The sequence below is a fragment of the Acinetobacter sp. LT1 genome (assembly GCF_059800965.1).
The window spans coordinates 1-16,417 of record NZ_JBBAXE010000011.1 but is presented as its reverse complement, the minus strand read 5'-3'; the positions used below and the strand labels follow the sequence as shown (position 1 = coordinate 16,417).

The following is a 16,417-nucleotide window of genomic DNA, read 5'->3' as shown; positions in this document are numbered from 1 at the left end:
AAGTTTATTCAGATCTTATAACCCATTGGTTTCTTTAACGAACAAGTAACCTTTACTACGTACTGTTTTAATACGTTTTGGATTTTCAGGATCATCACCAATTTTTGGACGAATACGTGAAATACGGACGTCGATTGAACGGTCCTGACCATCGTATTCGATACCACGTAAACGTTCGAAGATATCTTCACGCGATAAGATACGACCAGCATTTGATGCAAGCAACCATAATAGGTCATATTCTGCGCTAGTGAAGTCAACAAGTTCACCATTTAGCGTGACAGAACGGCCGCCATTATCAATTACAAGGTCATCGAACTCGATACGTTGAGCAACTTCATCTTCTACAGTTTTATCTGTGCGACGTAATAGTGCACGGATACGCGCTAAAAGAACACGTGGTTGAACTGGTTTAGCAACATAGTCATCTGCGCCCATTTCCAAACCAAGTACCTGATCCATGTCTTCTGTACGTGCAGTCAACATCAGAATCGGTTGATGGTAATGTGGACGAACTTCACGGCAAACTGTTAAGCCATCGGCACCCGGCAACATGACATCCAAGACCACTAGATCTGGTTGTTCACTAATAATACGACGAATTGCACGGTTACCATCAGTTTCTACACCAACTTCCAAGCCGTTGCGAATTAAATATTCTTGAGTTAATCGCGCTAAGCGCTCGTCATCTTCAACGATCAGAATCTTTGGTAACTTTTCTTCTTGGCTCATATCATTGCCCCTATAAATCTCGTTTCATGCATCTTAAAAATCTTGCAGATACATTCGTTTATCATTTGCAATATACACACGTTTACATTGTAAACAAGTAGGCGTTCACCAAACTGATACATGACCATCGTATTTTGTTGCATTTTATTAGCCTTTGAATTTTCACGTGTTTTTAAGATTTATTTATTGTTATTAAATTTCATATTCTATTCATATTTCCAATGTATGAATATTAAACAAATTATTTCTCTGTTTAGTTTAAATTTATTTAAGTGTTTGTTTTTTGAGTTATCCACAAAGTTATCTATAAGCGTTTTTTAACAGCTTTGCTATGCTATCTCCCATCAAATCATACAGATAAAAAATTACTAAAAAGTCAAGATTGATCTGCTATGAAAAATCCCGTATCTTGTGTTGAAAATAAACTTTAACTACTAAGTCTTGTGTTTATCCCTCAAATATCGTGGCATGTTTTTTGCTCGGTTCAAACGGTCTATGAACATAACAAAAGTGACAATGGAGCTATGCTGGCATGAGCGTAATTACTTCGACTCCCGGTCAAATTCAGGTGATTAAGCGCACTGGAGATGTTGCTGCATTTGATGCAGAGAAAATTTCAGTTGCGATTGGTAAAGCTTTTCTTGCTGTGGAAGGTCAACAGAGTTCGGATTCTAGCCGTATTCATGACCGTATTACCCAGTTGACGGAAATGGTCTTAAATACTTTTACTCGCCGTTTACCATCGGGCGGTACGATCCATATTGAAGAAATTCAAGATCAAGTAGAACTTGCTTTAATGCGTACTGGGGAACAAAAAGTTGCCCGCGCTTATGTGATTTACCGTGAACAACGTGCTAGCGCTCGTCAGCAAACGAACTCAAACCACCACCCTACTTTACAAGTTACCGACAAAAACGGTCAGCTTCAGCCACTTGATTTAAGTGCATTGCAAGCAACTGTTTCTAAGGCAGCTGAAGGTTTGGAAGGTATTGACGTTCAAGCCATTGTCGATGAAACCGTTAAAAACTTATATAACGGCGTAAAAGAAAGTGATATTGCCACTACAATGATGATGGCAACACGTACCCGTATTGAACAAGAACCTAACTACACTTACGTGACTGCACGTTTGCTTTGTAACGAATTAGTGAGCACTGGTTTAACGTTCTTAGGCTTATCAACAGACACACCTGAAAACAATGCACTTGAAGCATTCTTGAAAAAAGGTGTTGAGCTTGATTTGCTTTCACCTGACTTGCTTGACTTCGACTTAGAAAAATTATCAGCAGCAATTCAGCCAGAACGTTCTAATCAGTTTACCTATTTAGGTTTACAGACTTTATTTGACCGTTACTTCATTCACTCAAACGGCGTTCGTTTTGAATTACCACAATTATTCTTCATGCGCGTGTCGATGGGTCTTGCACTCAATGAGCAAGATAAAGAAGAGCGTGCAATTGAGTTCTATAACTTATTGTCTAGCTTCGACTACATGGCTTCTACGCCTACGCTGTTTAACTCAGGTACATTACGTCCACAGCTTTCAAGTTGTTACTTAACAACAATTGGCGATGACCTTTATGACATTTATGGCGCAATGCGTGACAACGCGATGCTTTCTAAATGGGCTGGCGGTTTAGGTAATGACTGGACACCTGTTCGTGCCTTGAACTCTTATATTAAAGGTACTAACGGTAAGTCTCAGGGTGTTGTTCCATTCTTGAAAGTTGCGAACGATACAGCTGTTGCGGTAAACCAAGGTGGTAAGCGTAAAGGCGCTGTGTGTGCATACCTAGAAACTTGGCACTTAGACATCGAAGAGTTCCTAGAGCTTCGTAAAAACACGGGTGATGACCGTCGCCGTACTCACGACATGAACACTGCGAACTGGGTTCCAGACTTGTTTATGCAACGTGTATTTGAAGATGGTGAATGGACATTATTTACCCCTTCTGAAACTCCAGACTTGCACGACTTAACTGGTGCTGAATTTGCTGAGCGTTATGCTTACTATGAGTCTGTAGCGAAAGAAACTAACATGCTACACAAGAAAGTACGTGCTAAAGACTTATGGCGAAAAATGCTTTCTATGTTGTTTGAAACTGGTCACCCATGGATCACATTCAAAGATGTGTGTAACTTACGTTCACCACAACAACACGTTGGCGTAGTTCACTCATCTAACCTATGTACTGAAATTACCTTGAACACAAATCAAGACGAAATTGCAGTATGTAACTTAGGTTCGATCAACCTTGTACAACACGTTCAAGGTGGTGTATTAGACCGTGAAAAGTTAGCTCGCACTATTAAAACAGCAGTACGTATGCTCGATAACGTGATCGACATTAACTACTACGCTGTACCACAAGCGAAAAACTCGAACTTGAAACACCGCCCTGTGGGTATGGGTATCATGGGCTTCCAAGATGCGCTATACGAAATGGGTATTGCTTACGGTTCAGACGCTGCTGTTGATTTTGCTGATGAATCAATGGAAGTAATTAGCTACTACGCAATTGAAACATCAAGCAACTTGGCTGTTGAACGTGGTGCTTACTCAACATTCAAAGGTTCATTGTGGGATCAAGGTATCCTTCCAATCGACTCTTTAGAAATTGTTGCGAAATCTCGTCCAGAGCGCATGTTCGAAGTTGACCGTACTCAACGTTTAGACTGGGACACTTTACGTGCCAAAGTTCAAAAAGACGGTATGCGTAACTCAAACGTGATGGCGATTGCTCCAACTGCAACCATCTCTAACATTTGTGGTGTTTCTCAGTCTATTGAGCCAACATTCCAAAACTTATATGTGAAATCTAACTTGTCTGGTGAGTTCACTGTTATTAACCCATACCTTGTTCGTGCATTAAAAGAACGCGGTCTTTGGGACACAGTAATGGTTAACGACCTTAAACACTTTGAAGGTTCAGTACAAAAAATTGCTCGTATTCCTGAAGAATTAAAAGCAATCTTTGCTACTGCGTTTGAAGTAGATACACGTTGGATCGTTGATGCTGCATCACGCCGTCAAAAATGGATTGATCAAGCTCAGTCGCTTAACCTTTACATCTCTGGTGCAAATGGTAAGAAACTTGACATCACTTACAAGATGGCATGGTTACGTGGTCTTAAGACGACTTATTACCTCCGAGCTTTAGGTGCAACTTCTGCTGAAAAATCTACAATTAACACAGGTGCTTTAAACGCAGTTAAACCTGCGACTGTTGAAGCAGCAGCTGTTGCTGCCCCTGTTGTAGAAGCGAAGAAACCAGAAGCAGCGGTTGAAGAAGAAGGCTTCACTCAAGCAGCTCCTGTACCAATGGCTTGTTCAATCGACAACCCTGATTGTGAAGCTTGCCAATAACATTCAATAAGGTTGCTCTTTTTCACTAAAGAGCAACCTTAAAAGAGGTAAAGATTATGCTTTCTCATCTCAGCCATAACTATATGCTTGGTGTTGGAGTTTTAATCTTTGCCTTTATTTTCTTTTATATGCCGATGGTTTACGCATTTATCACAATACGTAAGCAACAGCGTAAACAAAATAAGTTGTAGTGAGTAGAGACCAAAGGCCCAAAATTTGGTCATGCATCAATAAAACTTAATTTTGTTTACACATTAAAAGCGTATAGTAGGGACATCTTCGTTTAAGAGATGTCAAATATAGATATATACAACGAAGAGAGAACAAAAATGTCTATCCTTAGTTGGGACGATTTTGAAGATGATTCGCAAAAACCGACTACACCTGAACACAAGTCTGCGCCCGTCCAATCGGAAAAAGCGTCAGATTCGCAGAATGTATCTACTGCGCAGCCATCATCGCCGAGCGTGGCAGCTCCACAATCCGCTGGAACCCATTCCGTGCGACCAACAGTTGCCTCCGATACAGTGGCTAGAGCCGCTCAAGCCTTAGAACATTTAGACGTTGCCCCTGGCCTTGAAGAGCTAGAAATGGGTGCTCAACGTGTTCAAGTTGACGACAAAGCAATGATTAACTGTCGTGCCGATTTGAACCAACTTGTTCCATTTAAATATGAGTGGGCTTGGCAGAAATATCTTGACGGGTGTGCAAACCACTGGATGCCTCAAGAAGTTAACATGAACCATGACATCGCACTTTGGAAGTCTGAAAATGGCTTAACTGAAGACGAGCGTACTATTGTTATGCGTTCTTTAGGTTTCTTCTCGACTGCGGACTCTTTGGTTGCAAATAACTTGGTATTGGCGATTTACCGTCACATTACTAACCCTGAATGCCGTCAGTACATCTTGCGTCAAGCGTTTGAAGAAGCAATTCACACTCACGCTTACCAATACTGTATCGAATCTTTAGGTATGGACGAAGGCGAAGTCTTCAACATGTATCGTGAAGTTCCATCTGTTGCACGTAAAGCAGCTTGGGGCTTGAAATATACTCAATCTTTAACTGATCCTAATTTCCACACAGGCACACCTGAAAACGACCAGCGTTTACTTCGTAACCTGATCGCATTCTACTGTGTACTTGAAGGGATCTTCTTCTACTGTGGCTTTACTCAAATTTTGAGTATGGGTCGTCGTAACAAGATGAACGGTGTTGCTGAGCAGTTCCAATACATCTTGCGTGATGAATCTATGCACTTGAACTTTGGTATCGATATGATTAACCAAATCAAGATTGAGAACCCTCACCTTTGGACTGCTGAGTTCCAACAAGAAGTGGTTCAAATGATTGTTGAAGGTACGATGCTTGAAATCGAATATGCACGTGACACAATGCCACGCGGCGTATTGGGTATGAACGCAAGCATGATGGAAGAATATTTGAAATTCATCTGTAACCGCCGTTTATCTCAGTTAGGTTTACCAGAGCAATTTGCTGGTGTAACGAATCCATTTGCGTGGATGTCTGAGATGATGGACTTACGTAAAGAGAAGAACTTCTTCGAAACTCGCGTAACTGACTACCAAACTGGTGGTGCGTTAAGCTGGTAAGTTTAAGGATCTACTAAATAAAAAACCGCTATCTATAGCGGTTTTTTTATTACTCAAAATGTCATAATTTCTTAAATATAATCAATCTTTACCCGAGTACAAAACTGAGCCAACTAAAACAGCTTGACCTGCAATGCTAACTTGTAATATTGAATCTGTTTTCTCAACTGTCACTAAAACTCGCCCCGGTTTTTCTATTGCGAAGCCTTGATATCCCCAATAAGTTACTTTCTGATCACATTCGATTAAATCGTGATGAATAAGGTACGCTCCCGCTGGACCATTTGCATTACCAGTTACAGGATCTTCATTAATACCGATTGCAGGGGCGAACATTCGGCCATAGGTAATAGGTTCTTGCTTACTACCCTCCAAGACAAATGGGAAAAAACCATTGCAGCCTATTTCAGCACTAATAGCTTTCAGTTTTTCATTATTCGGAGTTAATCCATCAAGCGTACCTCTGCTCAGCATGGGCACCATCACCTTGGAATGCCCCGTCGTAACAACTTGTATTGGTAAGTCAGCAAAATCATTCATACTTACACCCAATGCGCTTGCGAGTTCAGTCCGTTGACTCTCATTAAAAGGTGATAAAAACTCTACGCGACCTTGAGTCATTTTCACCAATAACGCTTCTGGACTTCCAAATATTGAAACGGGTAAATGACCAGCCCCCGTTTTTGCGATTAATGGATAGTCTGATTGGTGGCCAGTAGTTGCACGTAAAAAATGAGTAGCGATCGTCGCATGTCCACAGATCGGGACTTCATGTGTAGGGGTAAAATATCGAACATGTATGTCATGGCTTTGATCTTTAGGTGACAAAACAAAGGCAGTTTCCGAATAGCCTGCGAATGCAGCAATATCTTGCATCTCTTGAGTCGTAAGATGGTCCGCATCTAGAACAACCCCTGCTCGATTTCCTGTATTTGGTTTGGTGGTAAACGCATCAACTACATAAATGGTCGTCATGGCAGAACTCCTCTGTTGTTAACATTGTGATCTCAGAAATAGCTCCTGCCATAACCAGAAAATCTTATTTAATTGCAACGACACATGCCTTAGCTCAAAAAGGTTTATAGTCGCCTCATATAATGAGTTTTGATTCTTTGTACTAGTTATTTGAATTGTATAAATCTAAACATCGGGGATACTATAGTTTTTATTGCAAACGCATTTTCTAAATATGGAAAGGTATGAACTGGGACGATACTAAAATTTTGTTAGCTATTGGACGAACTGGCGGGTTGAGCCGCAGTGCAAAATTGCTTGGTATTAGTGTTTCTACCGTACATCGCAGAGCTGTTGAACTAGAGAAAAGTCTCAATGCGATTCTTTTTTCTCGAGACAGTGATGGCTATACACTCACCCACGTTGGAAAACATTTTTTTGCTTTGGCTGAAAAAGCAGAAGAGCATTTAATAGCGATGGAACGGTACAACGATCAAGGGCAACAATCATTGTTCCGTATTGCTTTACCTGAGTTAATCGGGCAGCAGTTGCTTCAATCAAAGCTAACAGCATTGCAACTAAAGCACCCAGATTTACAATTAGAAATCTCAACGAGTGTTGTTCCTGTTGATTTTTCCCGACGAGAAGCTGACATTATTCTTCGACTTGTTCGTCCAGAAAGTGGGCGTTACATTATTCGGCGACTTGGCCAACTGGAGTATGGGCTTTATTGTAGTAAAGGTTATCTTGCTAGTTTCACAGAGCATGCTGAAACCTCTGATGATTTACTGAATCATCGTATAATCAGTTGGGACAGAAGCCTTCAATATACGTTCTTAGCACAATGGATGCGTGAACTCACCCAAGATGCAGCCCCTGCTTTGTCTTTTGATAACATGCACTCGCAACTACGAGCAGTCATTGAAGGACAAGGAGTTACAGCCCTGCCTTGTTTTGTTGCAAAAGCTTCGGGTTTAGTACCCATACTACCTGAGCAAACTTTAAAACAAGATGTGTGGTTAATGCGTCATTTAGATACTAAGGATAGTGATTATTCAACGTTGATTAGTGAGACGATTGAAAAAGAACTACAAGAATATTTGTTGTGATAAACATTAGCTTTTATTCTAATTTTGAATTCGAAAAAGAAATTTTAAGTTAAACCGAGTTATGTCTCTCTCAAGTTGTAGAGAGTGATTTGTAGTTAAAATGATTGGCGAGAACTATCAAATCTGCTCATAAAAAGCCGATTTGTATCAAAATCGGAATTTTGCTTTTTTTGTAGTAGATAAAAATTCTTAACACCATGATTTTAAAAACCTTTTTAAATGTGGTTTTAGATAACACCGATTATATTAAATAGAATACTTAAGATAAATCATTAAATTTGAAATCTGGAAATTTAGATGAAAAATACTGATATTTATTCATATCAATATGTTTTACAAATGAAATTAATCCACTAACATGGTTAAAAAATCCAATAGGCGACTTAAAACCTTCATGTTTTGCTACGGCTACTATTCCATATTTATTGCTAGCATGGACTAATCTATCAATCCTTTTTAGCATTACTTTTGATAATCTTGGTTCATGAGTATCAACTAATAAACCTAATACAATTTTCCTAGATCCTGGACCTAAGACTACAGTTTTTTCTTTATTTTCTTTAAAGCCATGTTTTCTAATCGTAGAAATTACTTTCCTTTGTAATTCGCCAATAGATAAATTAGAGGGTAGATTGGTAGGAGTTGAAAAGGTTAAGTCATCTGCATACCTTGTATATGTTAATCCCCAATTGTCTGCTAATTCTTTTAAAGCATTATCTAAGTGCCTTGCAACTAAATTGCTTAGCATGGGGCTTGTTGGTGCACCCTGAGGTAAAACACCTAAACGAGAATTATTTTGATAAAACTTATAGTCCTTAAAAAAAGTATTATTAGATTCTTTAAGTAAGCTATGCATATTAGTAGGCAATCTTATTGTTGTACAAATTCTTGCTAATTCAAAGGATAATAAGGGTGTATAGCCTAAATCTTTAAATATTTTGTAAACTTGGTATTCATTAATGCTATAGAAAAAGTTTTCTAAATCAAATTTAAAAATCCATTTAGCTCCACAGTGAACTTGAGCACATGGCTTAATTCCACCATTTTTACTAAAGGCATAAGAGGATCTAGATACAGTTGTATGTTGTAATATTTCTTCATTGAGAAAAGTTTGTACTTTTAATAACTTTCCATTTACAGAATGTATATGTCTTAGACCGCCATTTCTCTTGTGAATAGCATACATTTTATAGTTAGCTATTTCTCTATTACGTAAAACTGTAGAACGCAAAAAATGATAGGTAACTCCTGTAATTTTAGCTAAATGATTTAAAGTAAAAATTGTTGGTAAATTGTTTTCTTTTAAATTAGTCGAATATTTTCTCAGTTGTTTAGCTTTATTAGCCCCTAGTTTTTCTACTGACTCAGTATAGAGTTGATGTAGTGACCAAACTTCCATTCACCTAATCCTTTGGACCTTGTGTCCATTATATGTGTGTGTCTACAAGACTCCGATGGCTTCCTTTAGGGGCACACACATATAAAGGCCGACTTGATCGGCCTAACGTGAGTTCTTTCCAAAAATATCTATCCGATATTCCCATCTACACTTGTAGAATCAGTTAAAGCTCCCTTAGAGAGCAATAACGGCTGAATGGTAAGTTTAATCACTACACCAAGAACTAGGAATATAAAGGTCTTGATTCCATTTTGGAATAGTTTTTTGATTTTTATGCAGAAAATCTCTTCCTATAGTTGTTAATCTTAGAGTGTCTCGATATAAGAAATTTAAAGTTATGCATTTTTCTAAGAAGTAGTTTAATAAACTAATATCTATATCTAACTTCATAATTAAACTAGTTTTACTAATATATCCTTTTTGAATTAACTCTAATATATCAATCACTTGTTTAGGAGTAATTTGTGATTTTTCTACAACTTTATTTTCTATTAAATCTTGAACCCATTGAGGTAGTGTTCTATTTGGAAAAATAGGGGTCCAATTTTCACTCGAATACCAAAACATTCCTGGTATATTGTTAGGAATACTATGATAAAAAACTATATTGGACATAACATCTCCATGCCCTTTTCTACCTTTTTTATAAATTTTAGTTTTGCTTTCGCATAGTTTTATTATATCTGTTACACGGTCACCCCATCTAACCTCTAAATTATGGGAATAATTATATTTGCTATAAAAATAAATTTTTTTAGATTTTCTATGTTTTCTTGTTGAATGATCTGAACCAATAACATTCTTAATAATATTGCTCTGTGCATTAGTATTACGTGTAAAACTATATACATGAAAATTAATTAGACCTAAACTCCACCAGCTTTTGAAAGTTTTATTATTTAACATACTATTAATGAATGAATATACTCTTTCTCCACTCCCAATAGCATCATCTATAAGTACTAAGTTTTTAATTTTATTTTCTCTTAATTCATCCAGTGAACAATGCTCAAATAAATTATTATGGGCTTTTCTATAGCTCGAAATTAGTGAGTAAATAAAATCTTCACTACCCTGTGAGGAAGCTGGTCTTTTTGAAATCTCACCTAAGTCGTTCCAATAAGGAAGAAATTTTTTATTTTCATCTTCTTCTAACTTTCTTACTGAGTATAGGGCATATTTTATATTTGGAATAAGTTTTACAATTTCAGTCTGTAACCATGAGGCATATGTATCTCTTGAAACAAATTTGAGTTTACTCAACATTAAAAGTGCTAGTTCCTTTTCATCTTCATCAAACTGACTAAGCCATTCTTGAATATCTCTAGATCTGTAAATTTTTTCAATTGATAAATTTTGATAGTCTTGGTTATTCATACATATATAAAATATTTATAGTTACATCCATTATAGTAGCGTTTAGAGATTAGTAAAACTTTAAAGAATAGTTAATATTTCCTGAAATTAACATAATACAGCTTATGCAAAATATAATTTTTATCTGATATAAATCATAGTCTTATTTTAAAAAATCCCAACTCATAGTACTTGGGCTTTTTTAATGATTTGTTATCTTCCAGGATTACTTATTGATTAACTCTCCATAATTTCATGTAATCCCTTTTAGTCTAAAGCTGATCAATATCTAATCTAAATCCTTCATATGTCGTAAGAGTTACTAAACTTTTGAATTACTGAAATAGAAAATAACAACTTATGTGTCACATGACAAACAGAAACGATGGCTTATGTCCGCTAGCTCAAATCCAAATACCCAAATACAGCCTTTTCAACTCGCTGCTGTAAATCATTTAAATCACTTTCCCCTACTATGCCTGCCGCGTTAATCATTCCTTTACTTAAAGCAATTACATCTTGCGCGGCTGTCTGTGCATGTGAAACGCCAGAACGTTTAAGCAGATCAGTAATTATGGTTTCTAACTCGTGTTGATGCTCACTTTCCTCAGTGTCTTTTCCAATGAGTTCTGAAGCAAACTCTAGTGTTCGTGCCAACTGCGGACGGCTCAATTGATGTTGCACAGCAGCGTGCATGATGAGTTTTAATTTTTCTTTTAAGTCTGCGGTATCGTGTTGCTGTATGGCTTCAACAATACGATTTGAAAGCTTGGCGCGCTCACGTCGAATTAACTCGACGATTAAAGCATCTTTAGATGGAAAGTATTGATATAGGCTACCAATGCTTACGCCAGCGAGTTCAGCCACGGCATTTGTGTTAAATCCAGCAAAGCCTAATGACTCTAAAATGCGAGCAGCCGCTTCTAAAATAGCTTCAAAGGTAGCTACTGAGCGTGCTTGACGCGGACGTTTGCGTGGGTCTGGAAGTGCTTCTGACATGGGTCGAAATGCGAGTATTTAATGTGAGCAATCACTCATATACTGACTGAGTCATATTGATATGACAAGCAAATGCTGTCTTTTCAGTTGAACTACAACTCGGCTCAGTCACGGAGTGGTTATGTCTAGAACCTATACTTTTTTTATTCATTTAAGAGCTTTACCTGCTTGGTTGGCTTTACCACGTGAAAAGCGGGCTGAGTTTAGTACACAAAAGCTTGAACCGATTTTTGAAAAGTACTCTACTGTAAAAGTTCGCTGGTATGACGTTGAAGCGTTTAGTACTAAAGCCAGTGATATTGCTGTGTTTGAGACTACATCTCTGCAAGATTATTATTTTGTGATTGATGCGATTCGAGACTCTGAATTTTGTACTGTGCCCTACTTTGAGTTTGTAGAGATTATTCCAGCAATTGAAGATGGATATGTTGAGTATGAAAGTTGCTATACAATTTTGGCATAGAATTGGAAATCATGGCATTAACAATGCTAAAAACTCATGTAAAATGATATATCAAACACTATTTACGAAACATAGAAGTTATTCGAAAAAATAGAGCTATAAGGCTCTATTTTTTATATTTAAATTAATTTTCAGAAAAAAATTATATAATTTATTTAAATGCATTATTAATATTTAGAAATAGGAATAAATTAATGGATATTGAAACAACTGGGGTAAAAAAATATGCATTCCAAGATCTTGTATGCATTTCTCTTCTATTAAACCTGCACTTCACCGAGAATGTACAATTTTTTGTAGAGCCAGAGAATAGTGAAGATGCAAAGCTAATTACTGATGATCTAAATGGAATAAATGAAATTGAAATACAGGTAAAAGGCTCCCAAGAGAGTGTGACACCAACTAATCTAGCCCAACATTTAGCCCATTTTCCTAAGGGGAAAGCAGAGAACTGTCTTTATGACCGTTTGATAAATAATCCTCACCTTCTTGTTGTCTTTGTTATGACAGGAAGATGTAATGATGCAACATCCCCTTTTCTTTCTATGTTTGATAACTTCTATACACCACATAAAACCACGAATATAAAAAAAGAAAATGTTAAAGCAATTATAAATGAATTTAACAATATTGAAGCTGATACCGCAGAATCCGAATTAACAACAAATAGGAAAATTTATATCAATAATCTTTATAATAAATATAAAATTTTAAAAGTTAAAAAAGCTTTTGAGAGGTTAATAATTATAGAAAAAGTTACTGATAGTAGTCTTTTAAAAAATTGCTGTGATTCATTAAGAATAAACTATACAATCCCTGATGATAATCATCAATCAGTTATTGAGCGTTTAAAAACAGTAGTATTTGATGGCAAATCCTCAAAACAGAATATTTTTAATATTTTTAAAGAGGAACTTTCTAAATTTATACCAGAAAATATATATCCAACAAATTATATTAAACAAGGTATTGAAGATAATTTAAAAGAGATTCTTTCAAAAAAAAATGCTCTATTAATTACAGGGTCACCGCGTATTGGTAAAACTTACATATCACGCTGGATCACTGCTGAATATTCAAAAATCGGTTTTGAAATAAAAGAAACTAGTGACGTAGCAGAAGCATCTCGTTTTATAATGGATCCTTCTAGCTCTAAACGCCTTGTATTAATTGATGACCCTTTTGGAGCAGCACATTCTATTCCAAATGCATTACATGCTTTTCAACAATTTAAATCCTTGTTAAGCAGACTAAGTTCTAATAGAAAATTAATTACAGCCCAAGTTCAAGATAGACTATTAGAAGTAGCCTCTGCTGAAAGCTCTGATGAAATTATCATCGGGGATCATAATTGGTTGAATTTAAATAAAACTAATCCTATCTTTTTAAATGATTTATGGAACTCATTAGCTAATAAATATTCAGTTCCTAGTAAGTTAAAAGATATTGTATCTACTAAATTAGTAAATAAGGAACTATTTTTAGAAGCAGGTTGCTTGGAGTATTTAGCTATTCATCATTCTGAACTAAAAAATAATTTTAATTTAGAAAATATTAAACGTTTATCACATCAAGATGCTAAAAATTTAGGAAATGCATTAGCAGATGATGGATATAAACCAATTTTGAGAGCGTTAGCTATAGCTACAAACCATAATATAGAGATTTCTATTGCAGATTTAACCTATATCCTTTATGAAAAAAATGTTCAAAATATATTATCTATTTCTGATTATATGTGTACAAGTATGTCATTAGGTCAAATAGAACCTATAGACTATACAGATACAATTTTAATAAATTATGATCCTGAATAACAAATAACAGATAAAGATGATAAATTAATTGAAAAATTAGAATTTAGAAAAATATTGAATACAAAAAATTTAAAGGATATTATTTTTTCTCATCCATTTTATCGATCAGCTGCTGAGTATTTAGTCCAAAGAAATACTGCCAGAAAAGAACATGAGATTATTGATCTTGTAAGTAAAGGGATATTCTGCTTATCCTCTAAAACATCTCGTGCCACTACACGTAATCTTGAATGGATTTTTTATGGTCTAAAAGAAGCAGACAATCAAAGAGCTTTAGTAGAACTAGCCATAAAAGCTTTGAAATCCAGTTTCCCCTCTACCAGAGATATTTCATTTCAATTTTTAATCAACAACTACAACAACTTACCATCAAACATTGAAAAGAAAATAGATACATGGTCATATTTAGTTTCAAATTCTGAATTATTAGATAATGCTGTCTGGGTGAATGGATAACCAATTTATCCGATGGGAAACGGCATAACATTAGAATCAAATTTAGCGAACTATTTTGATTCTTTTTATGACAAACCCTACTCTTCAGAGTTAGATCCATTTTTTGAAGAAAATAATATCATTACCTCAGAAGAGGCTTGGAATTTCTTACAACTAATTGAAAAATATCCTGAGAAACTTACTATTTACGCTATCTCAAAATTACTTAGCTATGATGAGGCTTTAATTCGTTCTAAAGCAATCAATATTTGGTTAAGAATTCCAAGAAATGATGATAATAACCTACTTGAGCAAGTCTTTCTTGAAATTCATCCTGCTATTGCAAATAGTGCTTTAGAGAGTATTGTCAAAGTTTGGAATGACTGTGATAAAGAAAGGCAAGAATTACTACTAAATGGACTAATAAAACTTGCTTCACAGCCTGCAAATGCATGTCAAATGATTGAGTATATAGTGGTTTTTGATAGAGAAGGACAAATTGAAAATCTTCCATGGATTATTTTCGGCAAAATTTTGTCAACTTTATTAGACTCAATCCCAGAGAATATTTATATAAGTGATCATCGTCTATACCACATTGTGGATATATCTATTAAATATCTTGAAACATCTATGCTAATCTCTATTATGAATAGTTGGCTGAGCTGGCTAGAAAAACAAGTAACTATAAAACTACCTACAGATTATGCCTTTGGGTTAACTACAATATTAATAAAAGCCACAATGAATCAGCCAGAACTAAGATTTAATTTTATTAAGAAGCTTTTAAATTTACATGGAACTGGGGCTGCTGTTAGAGTTATTTTTGATTTAGTATATGAATGGGATAATTTAACCCAAAAAGAAAAAGAAATGATAATTAATAAATTAAATAAAGAAAGAGTGGATAAATATTGGTTACAGGCAGCTGCACTTATTCAAAATAATATTCCCGATGAACTATGTCAATTGCTTCTTCCTCAAGATATCATCTTAGATATACCAGAATCTTTATTTACACTGGATAAAAAAAATAATGATCTGTTTCTAGCAGTTATTCGAATGTACTTAGGTCATCCACAACCTCTATGGTATCTAGGTACACATCATCGAGGAAAAAAATATTGGAAGCCTGTGATTGAACAGATTATAAAAGACTCAGCACATCCTCTATTCAATAAAGCATGGGAAGAAATATATTCATCACAAAATGATCACTACGTTGCTTCTTTTGTAAAACAGCTAAGTCCTGCTGATGTTGAAAAGGTCTTCGAAATATTATTAACAATGAAAATTAATACTACTGATAACTATATGCCTGAGACTTGGAATTTAATTTTCTCAAAAGTAGAAGATCCTTTAGTTAAATCCCGCTGGCTTAAGACAATTTCGTCTTATGCCAATGAAATATTTGACAATTTATCTCAAATAAACAAGTGGCTCATAGACTCAGAAATACAAAAAGATTTTTGGAAATATTTTAGCAATGATGTCGAACTTCTTAATATATCCTATATGCTCTATGAACATATAAAACCTAATATAAATAGTACTTCTAAAAATGATTTAGAAAATAAAAAAAATATAATTGAATTATTAATTAAGATGTTTAGAAAAATTCCACCTATACATTATTCCTCTTGCCAAATTTTAATAGATACGATTTCTGATATCGGTGCAGATAATATTATTTTTGAGGAAATTACGAGCTACAAATACTCACTCATACAAAAAAGAAAAAATAAAATTATTAAAGAAGAGGATATAGAAGCTATTCAAAATTGGGTTTATTAATAAACTCAATTAAAGTAGTAAAAATCATATGATATATGATTTTTACTACTTTAAATAATTTAGACTAGTTAATTGAAGTCATGAATAAACAAATTAGTATAGTCAAGCTACTGATTTTTATATATGATTTAAAAAATTCAATACTTTTTTAATACATGGATACTAAAAAGAAAGGCGATATTTTTGAAAATTTTGTTTTTGACTACTTTTCAGCTCTAATCCAAAAAGGTTATATGGGGCTTAATCCAAGTCACACTAAAATTTACAAGAGAGGTGGTCCCACATGTTTGAACAACTAAAAGCTTATTTATAAGTGATACTCTGCTCTAGTTAAGCTACCTTATTTTGTTGTGGTAGCTGGTCATAGTAAAACTCATCT

At 35.3% G+C, this 16,417-nt stretch carries 14 protein-coding genes and 1 pseudogene; 9 read left to right on the top strand and 6 right to left on the bottom strand.

The window, feature by feature from the left end; genetic code table 11:
- Positions 1-15: 15 nt before the first annotated feature.
- On the bottom strand, positions 16-732 hold the full coding sequence (gene bfmR, locus WBW42_RS12040) for a response regulator transcription factor BfmR (protein WP_000076440.1): 717 nt from the start codon (positions 730-732) through the stop codon (positions 16-18).
- On the bottom strand, positions 729-911 hold the full coding sequence (locus WBW42_RS12035; RefSeq protein ID WP_031944149.1) for a hypothetical protein: 183 nt from the start codon (positions 909-911) through the stop codon (positions 729-731). The genes bfmR and WBW42_RS12035 overlap by 4 nt, the downstream gene beginning before the upstream one ends.
- Before the next feature lie 353 nt (positions 912-1,264).
- Here WBW42_RS12035 and WBW42_RS12030 point away from each other — a divergent pair, with 353 nt between their 5' ends.
- The 3 genes from WBW42_RS12030 (at position 1,265) to WBW42_RS12020 (ending at position 5,712) form a co-directional block, all read left to right on the top strand.
- On the top strand, positions 1,265-4,099 hold the full coding sequence (locus tag WBW42_RS12030) for a ribonucleoside-diphosphate reductase subunit alpha (protein ID WP_002120003.1): 2,835 nt from the start codon (positions 1,265-1,267) through the stop codon (positions 4,097-4,099).
- A gap of 56 nt (positions 4,100-4,155) precedes the next feature.
- A complete protein-coding gene (locus WBW42_RS12025) occupies positions 4,156-4,290 on the top strand; it encodes a hypothetical protein (protein ID WP_002120013.1) in 135 nt (44 codons plus the stop codon).
- A gap of 138 nt (positions 4,291-4,428) precedes the next feature.
- Positions 4,429-5,712 (top strand): ribonucleotide-diphosphate reductase subunit beta, encoded by a 1,284-nt coding sequence (locus tag WBW42_RS12020; RefSeq protein ID WP_005803276.1) that lies wholly within the window; start codon positions 4,429-4,431, stop codon positions 5,710-5,712.
- A gap of 81 nt (positions 5,713-5,793) precedes the next feature.
- Here the strand turns inward: WBW42_RS12020 and WBW42_RS12015 are convergent, their stop codons facing one another.
- Positions 5,794-6,687 carry a PhzF family isomerase gene (locus WBW42_RS12015; RefSeq protein WP_032056927.1) on the bottom strand — a complete coding sequence of 298 codons (894 nt, stop codon included), beginning with the start codon at positions 6,685-6,687 and terminating at the stop codon, positions 5,794-5,796.
- Positions 6,688-6,911: 224 nt separating this feature from the next.
- Between WBW42_RS12015 and WBW42_RS12010 the strand changes: the two genes are divergently transcribed.
- On the top strand, positions 6,912-7,775 hold the full coding sequence (locus WBW42_RS12010) for a LysR family transcriptional regulator (RefSeq protein WP_032056928.1): 864 nt from the start codon (positions 6,912-6,914) through the stop codon (positions 7,773-7,775).
- A 259-nt stretch (positions 7,776-8,034) separates the two neighbouring features.
- On the opposite strand, the gene WBW42_RS12005 is transcribed toward WBW42_RS12010, so the two are convergent.
- From WBW42_RS12005 to WBW42_RS11995, 3 genes are all read right to left on the bottom strand, one after another.
- Positions 8,035-9,174 (bottom strand): reverse transcriptase family protein, encoded by a 1,140-nt coding sequence (locus tag WBW42_RS12005; RefSeq protein ID WP_032056929.1) that lies wholly within the window; start codon positions 9,172-9,174, stop codon positions 8,035-8,037.
- 204 nt (positions 9,175-9,378) lie between these two features.
- Positions 9,379-10,551, bottom strand: coding sequence for a phosphoribosyltransferase-like protein (locus WBW42_RS12000; protein WP_050679201.1), 1,173 nt, complete (start codon positions 10,549-10,551; stop codon positions 9,379-9,381).
- 378 nt (positions 10,552-10,929) lie between these two features.
- Positions 10,930-11,529 carry a TetR/AcrR family transcriptional regulator gene (locus WBW42_RS11995; protein ID WP_032056931.1) on the bottom strand — a complete coding sequence of 200 codons (600 nt, stop codon included), beginning with the start codon at positions 11,527-11,529 and terminating at the stop codon, positions 10,930-10,932.
- A 121-nt stretch (positions 11,530-11,650) separates the two neighbouring features.
- Between WBW42_RS11995 and WBW42_RS11990 the strand changes: the two genes are divergently transcribed.
- From WBW42_RS11990 to WBW42_RS11970, 5 genes and pseudogenes are all read left to right on the top strand, one after another.
- Complete coding sequence (locus tag WBW42_RS11990; RefSeq protein WP_032056932.1) at positions 11,651-11,992, top strand: darcynin family protein; 342 nt, start codon at positions 11,651-11,653, stop codon at positions 11,990-11,992.
- A gap of 194 nt (positions 11,993-12,186) precedes the next feature.
- The gene (locus tag WBW42_RS11985) at positions 12,187-13,809 is read left to right on the top strand and encodes an nSTAND3 domain-containing NTPase (RefSeq protein ID WP_284106155.1); all 1,623 of its coding nucleotides are present in this window, start codon (positions 12,187-12,189) and stop codon (positions 13,807-13,809) included.
- Positions 13,810-13,863: 54 nt separating this feature from the next.
- Positions 13,864-14,265 (top strand): hypothetical protein, encoded by a 402-nt coding sequence (locus tag WBW42_RS11980; RefSeq protein ID WP_284106153.1) that lies wholly within the window; start codon positions 13,864-13,866, stop codon positions 14,263-14,265.
- 12 nt (positions 14,266-14,277) lie between these two features.
- Positions 14,278-16,038, top strand: a complete 1,761-nt coding sequence (locus WBW42_RS11975; RefSeq protein ID WP_284106151.1) for a hypothetical protein — start codon at positions 14,278-14,280, stop codon at positions 16,036-16,038.
- A 155-nt stretch (positions 16,039-16,193) separates the two neighbouring features.
- Positions 16,194-16,310 (top strand): annotated as a pseudogene (locus WBW42_RS11970) (restriction endonuclease); the annotation flags it as partial.
- Positions 16,311-16,417 lie beyond the last annotated feature (107 nt).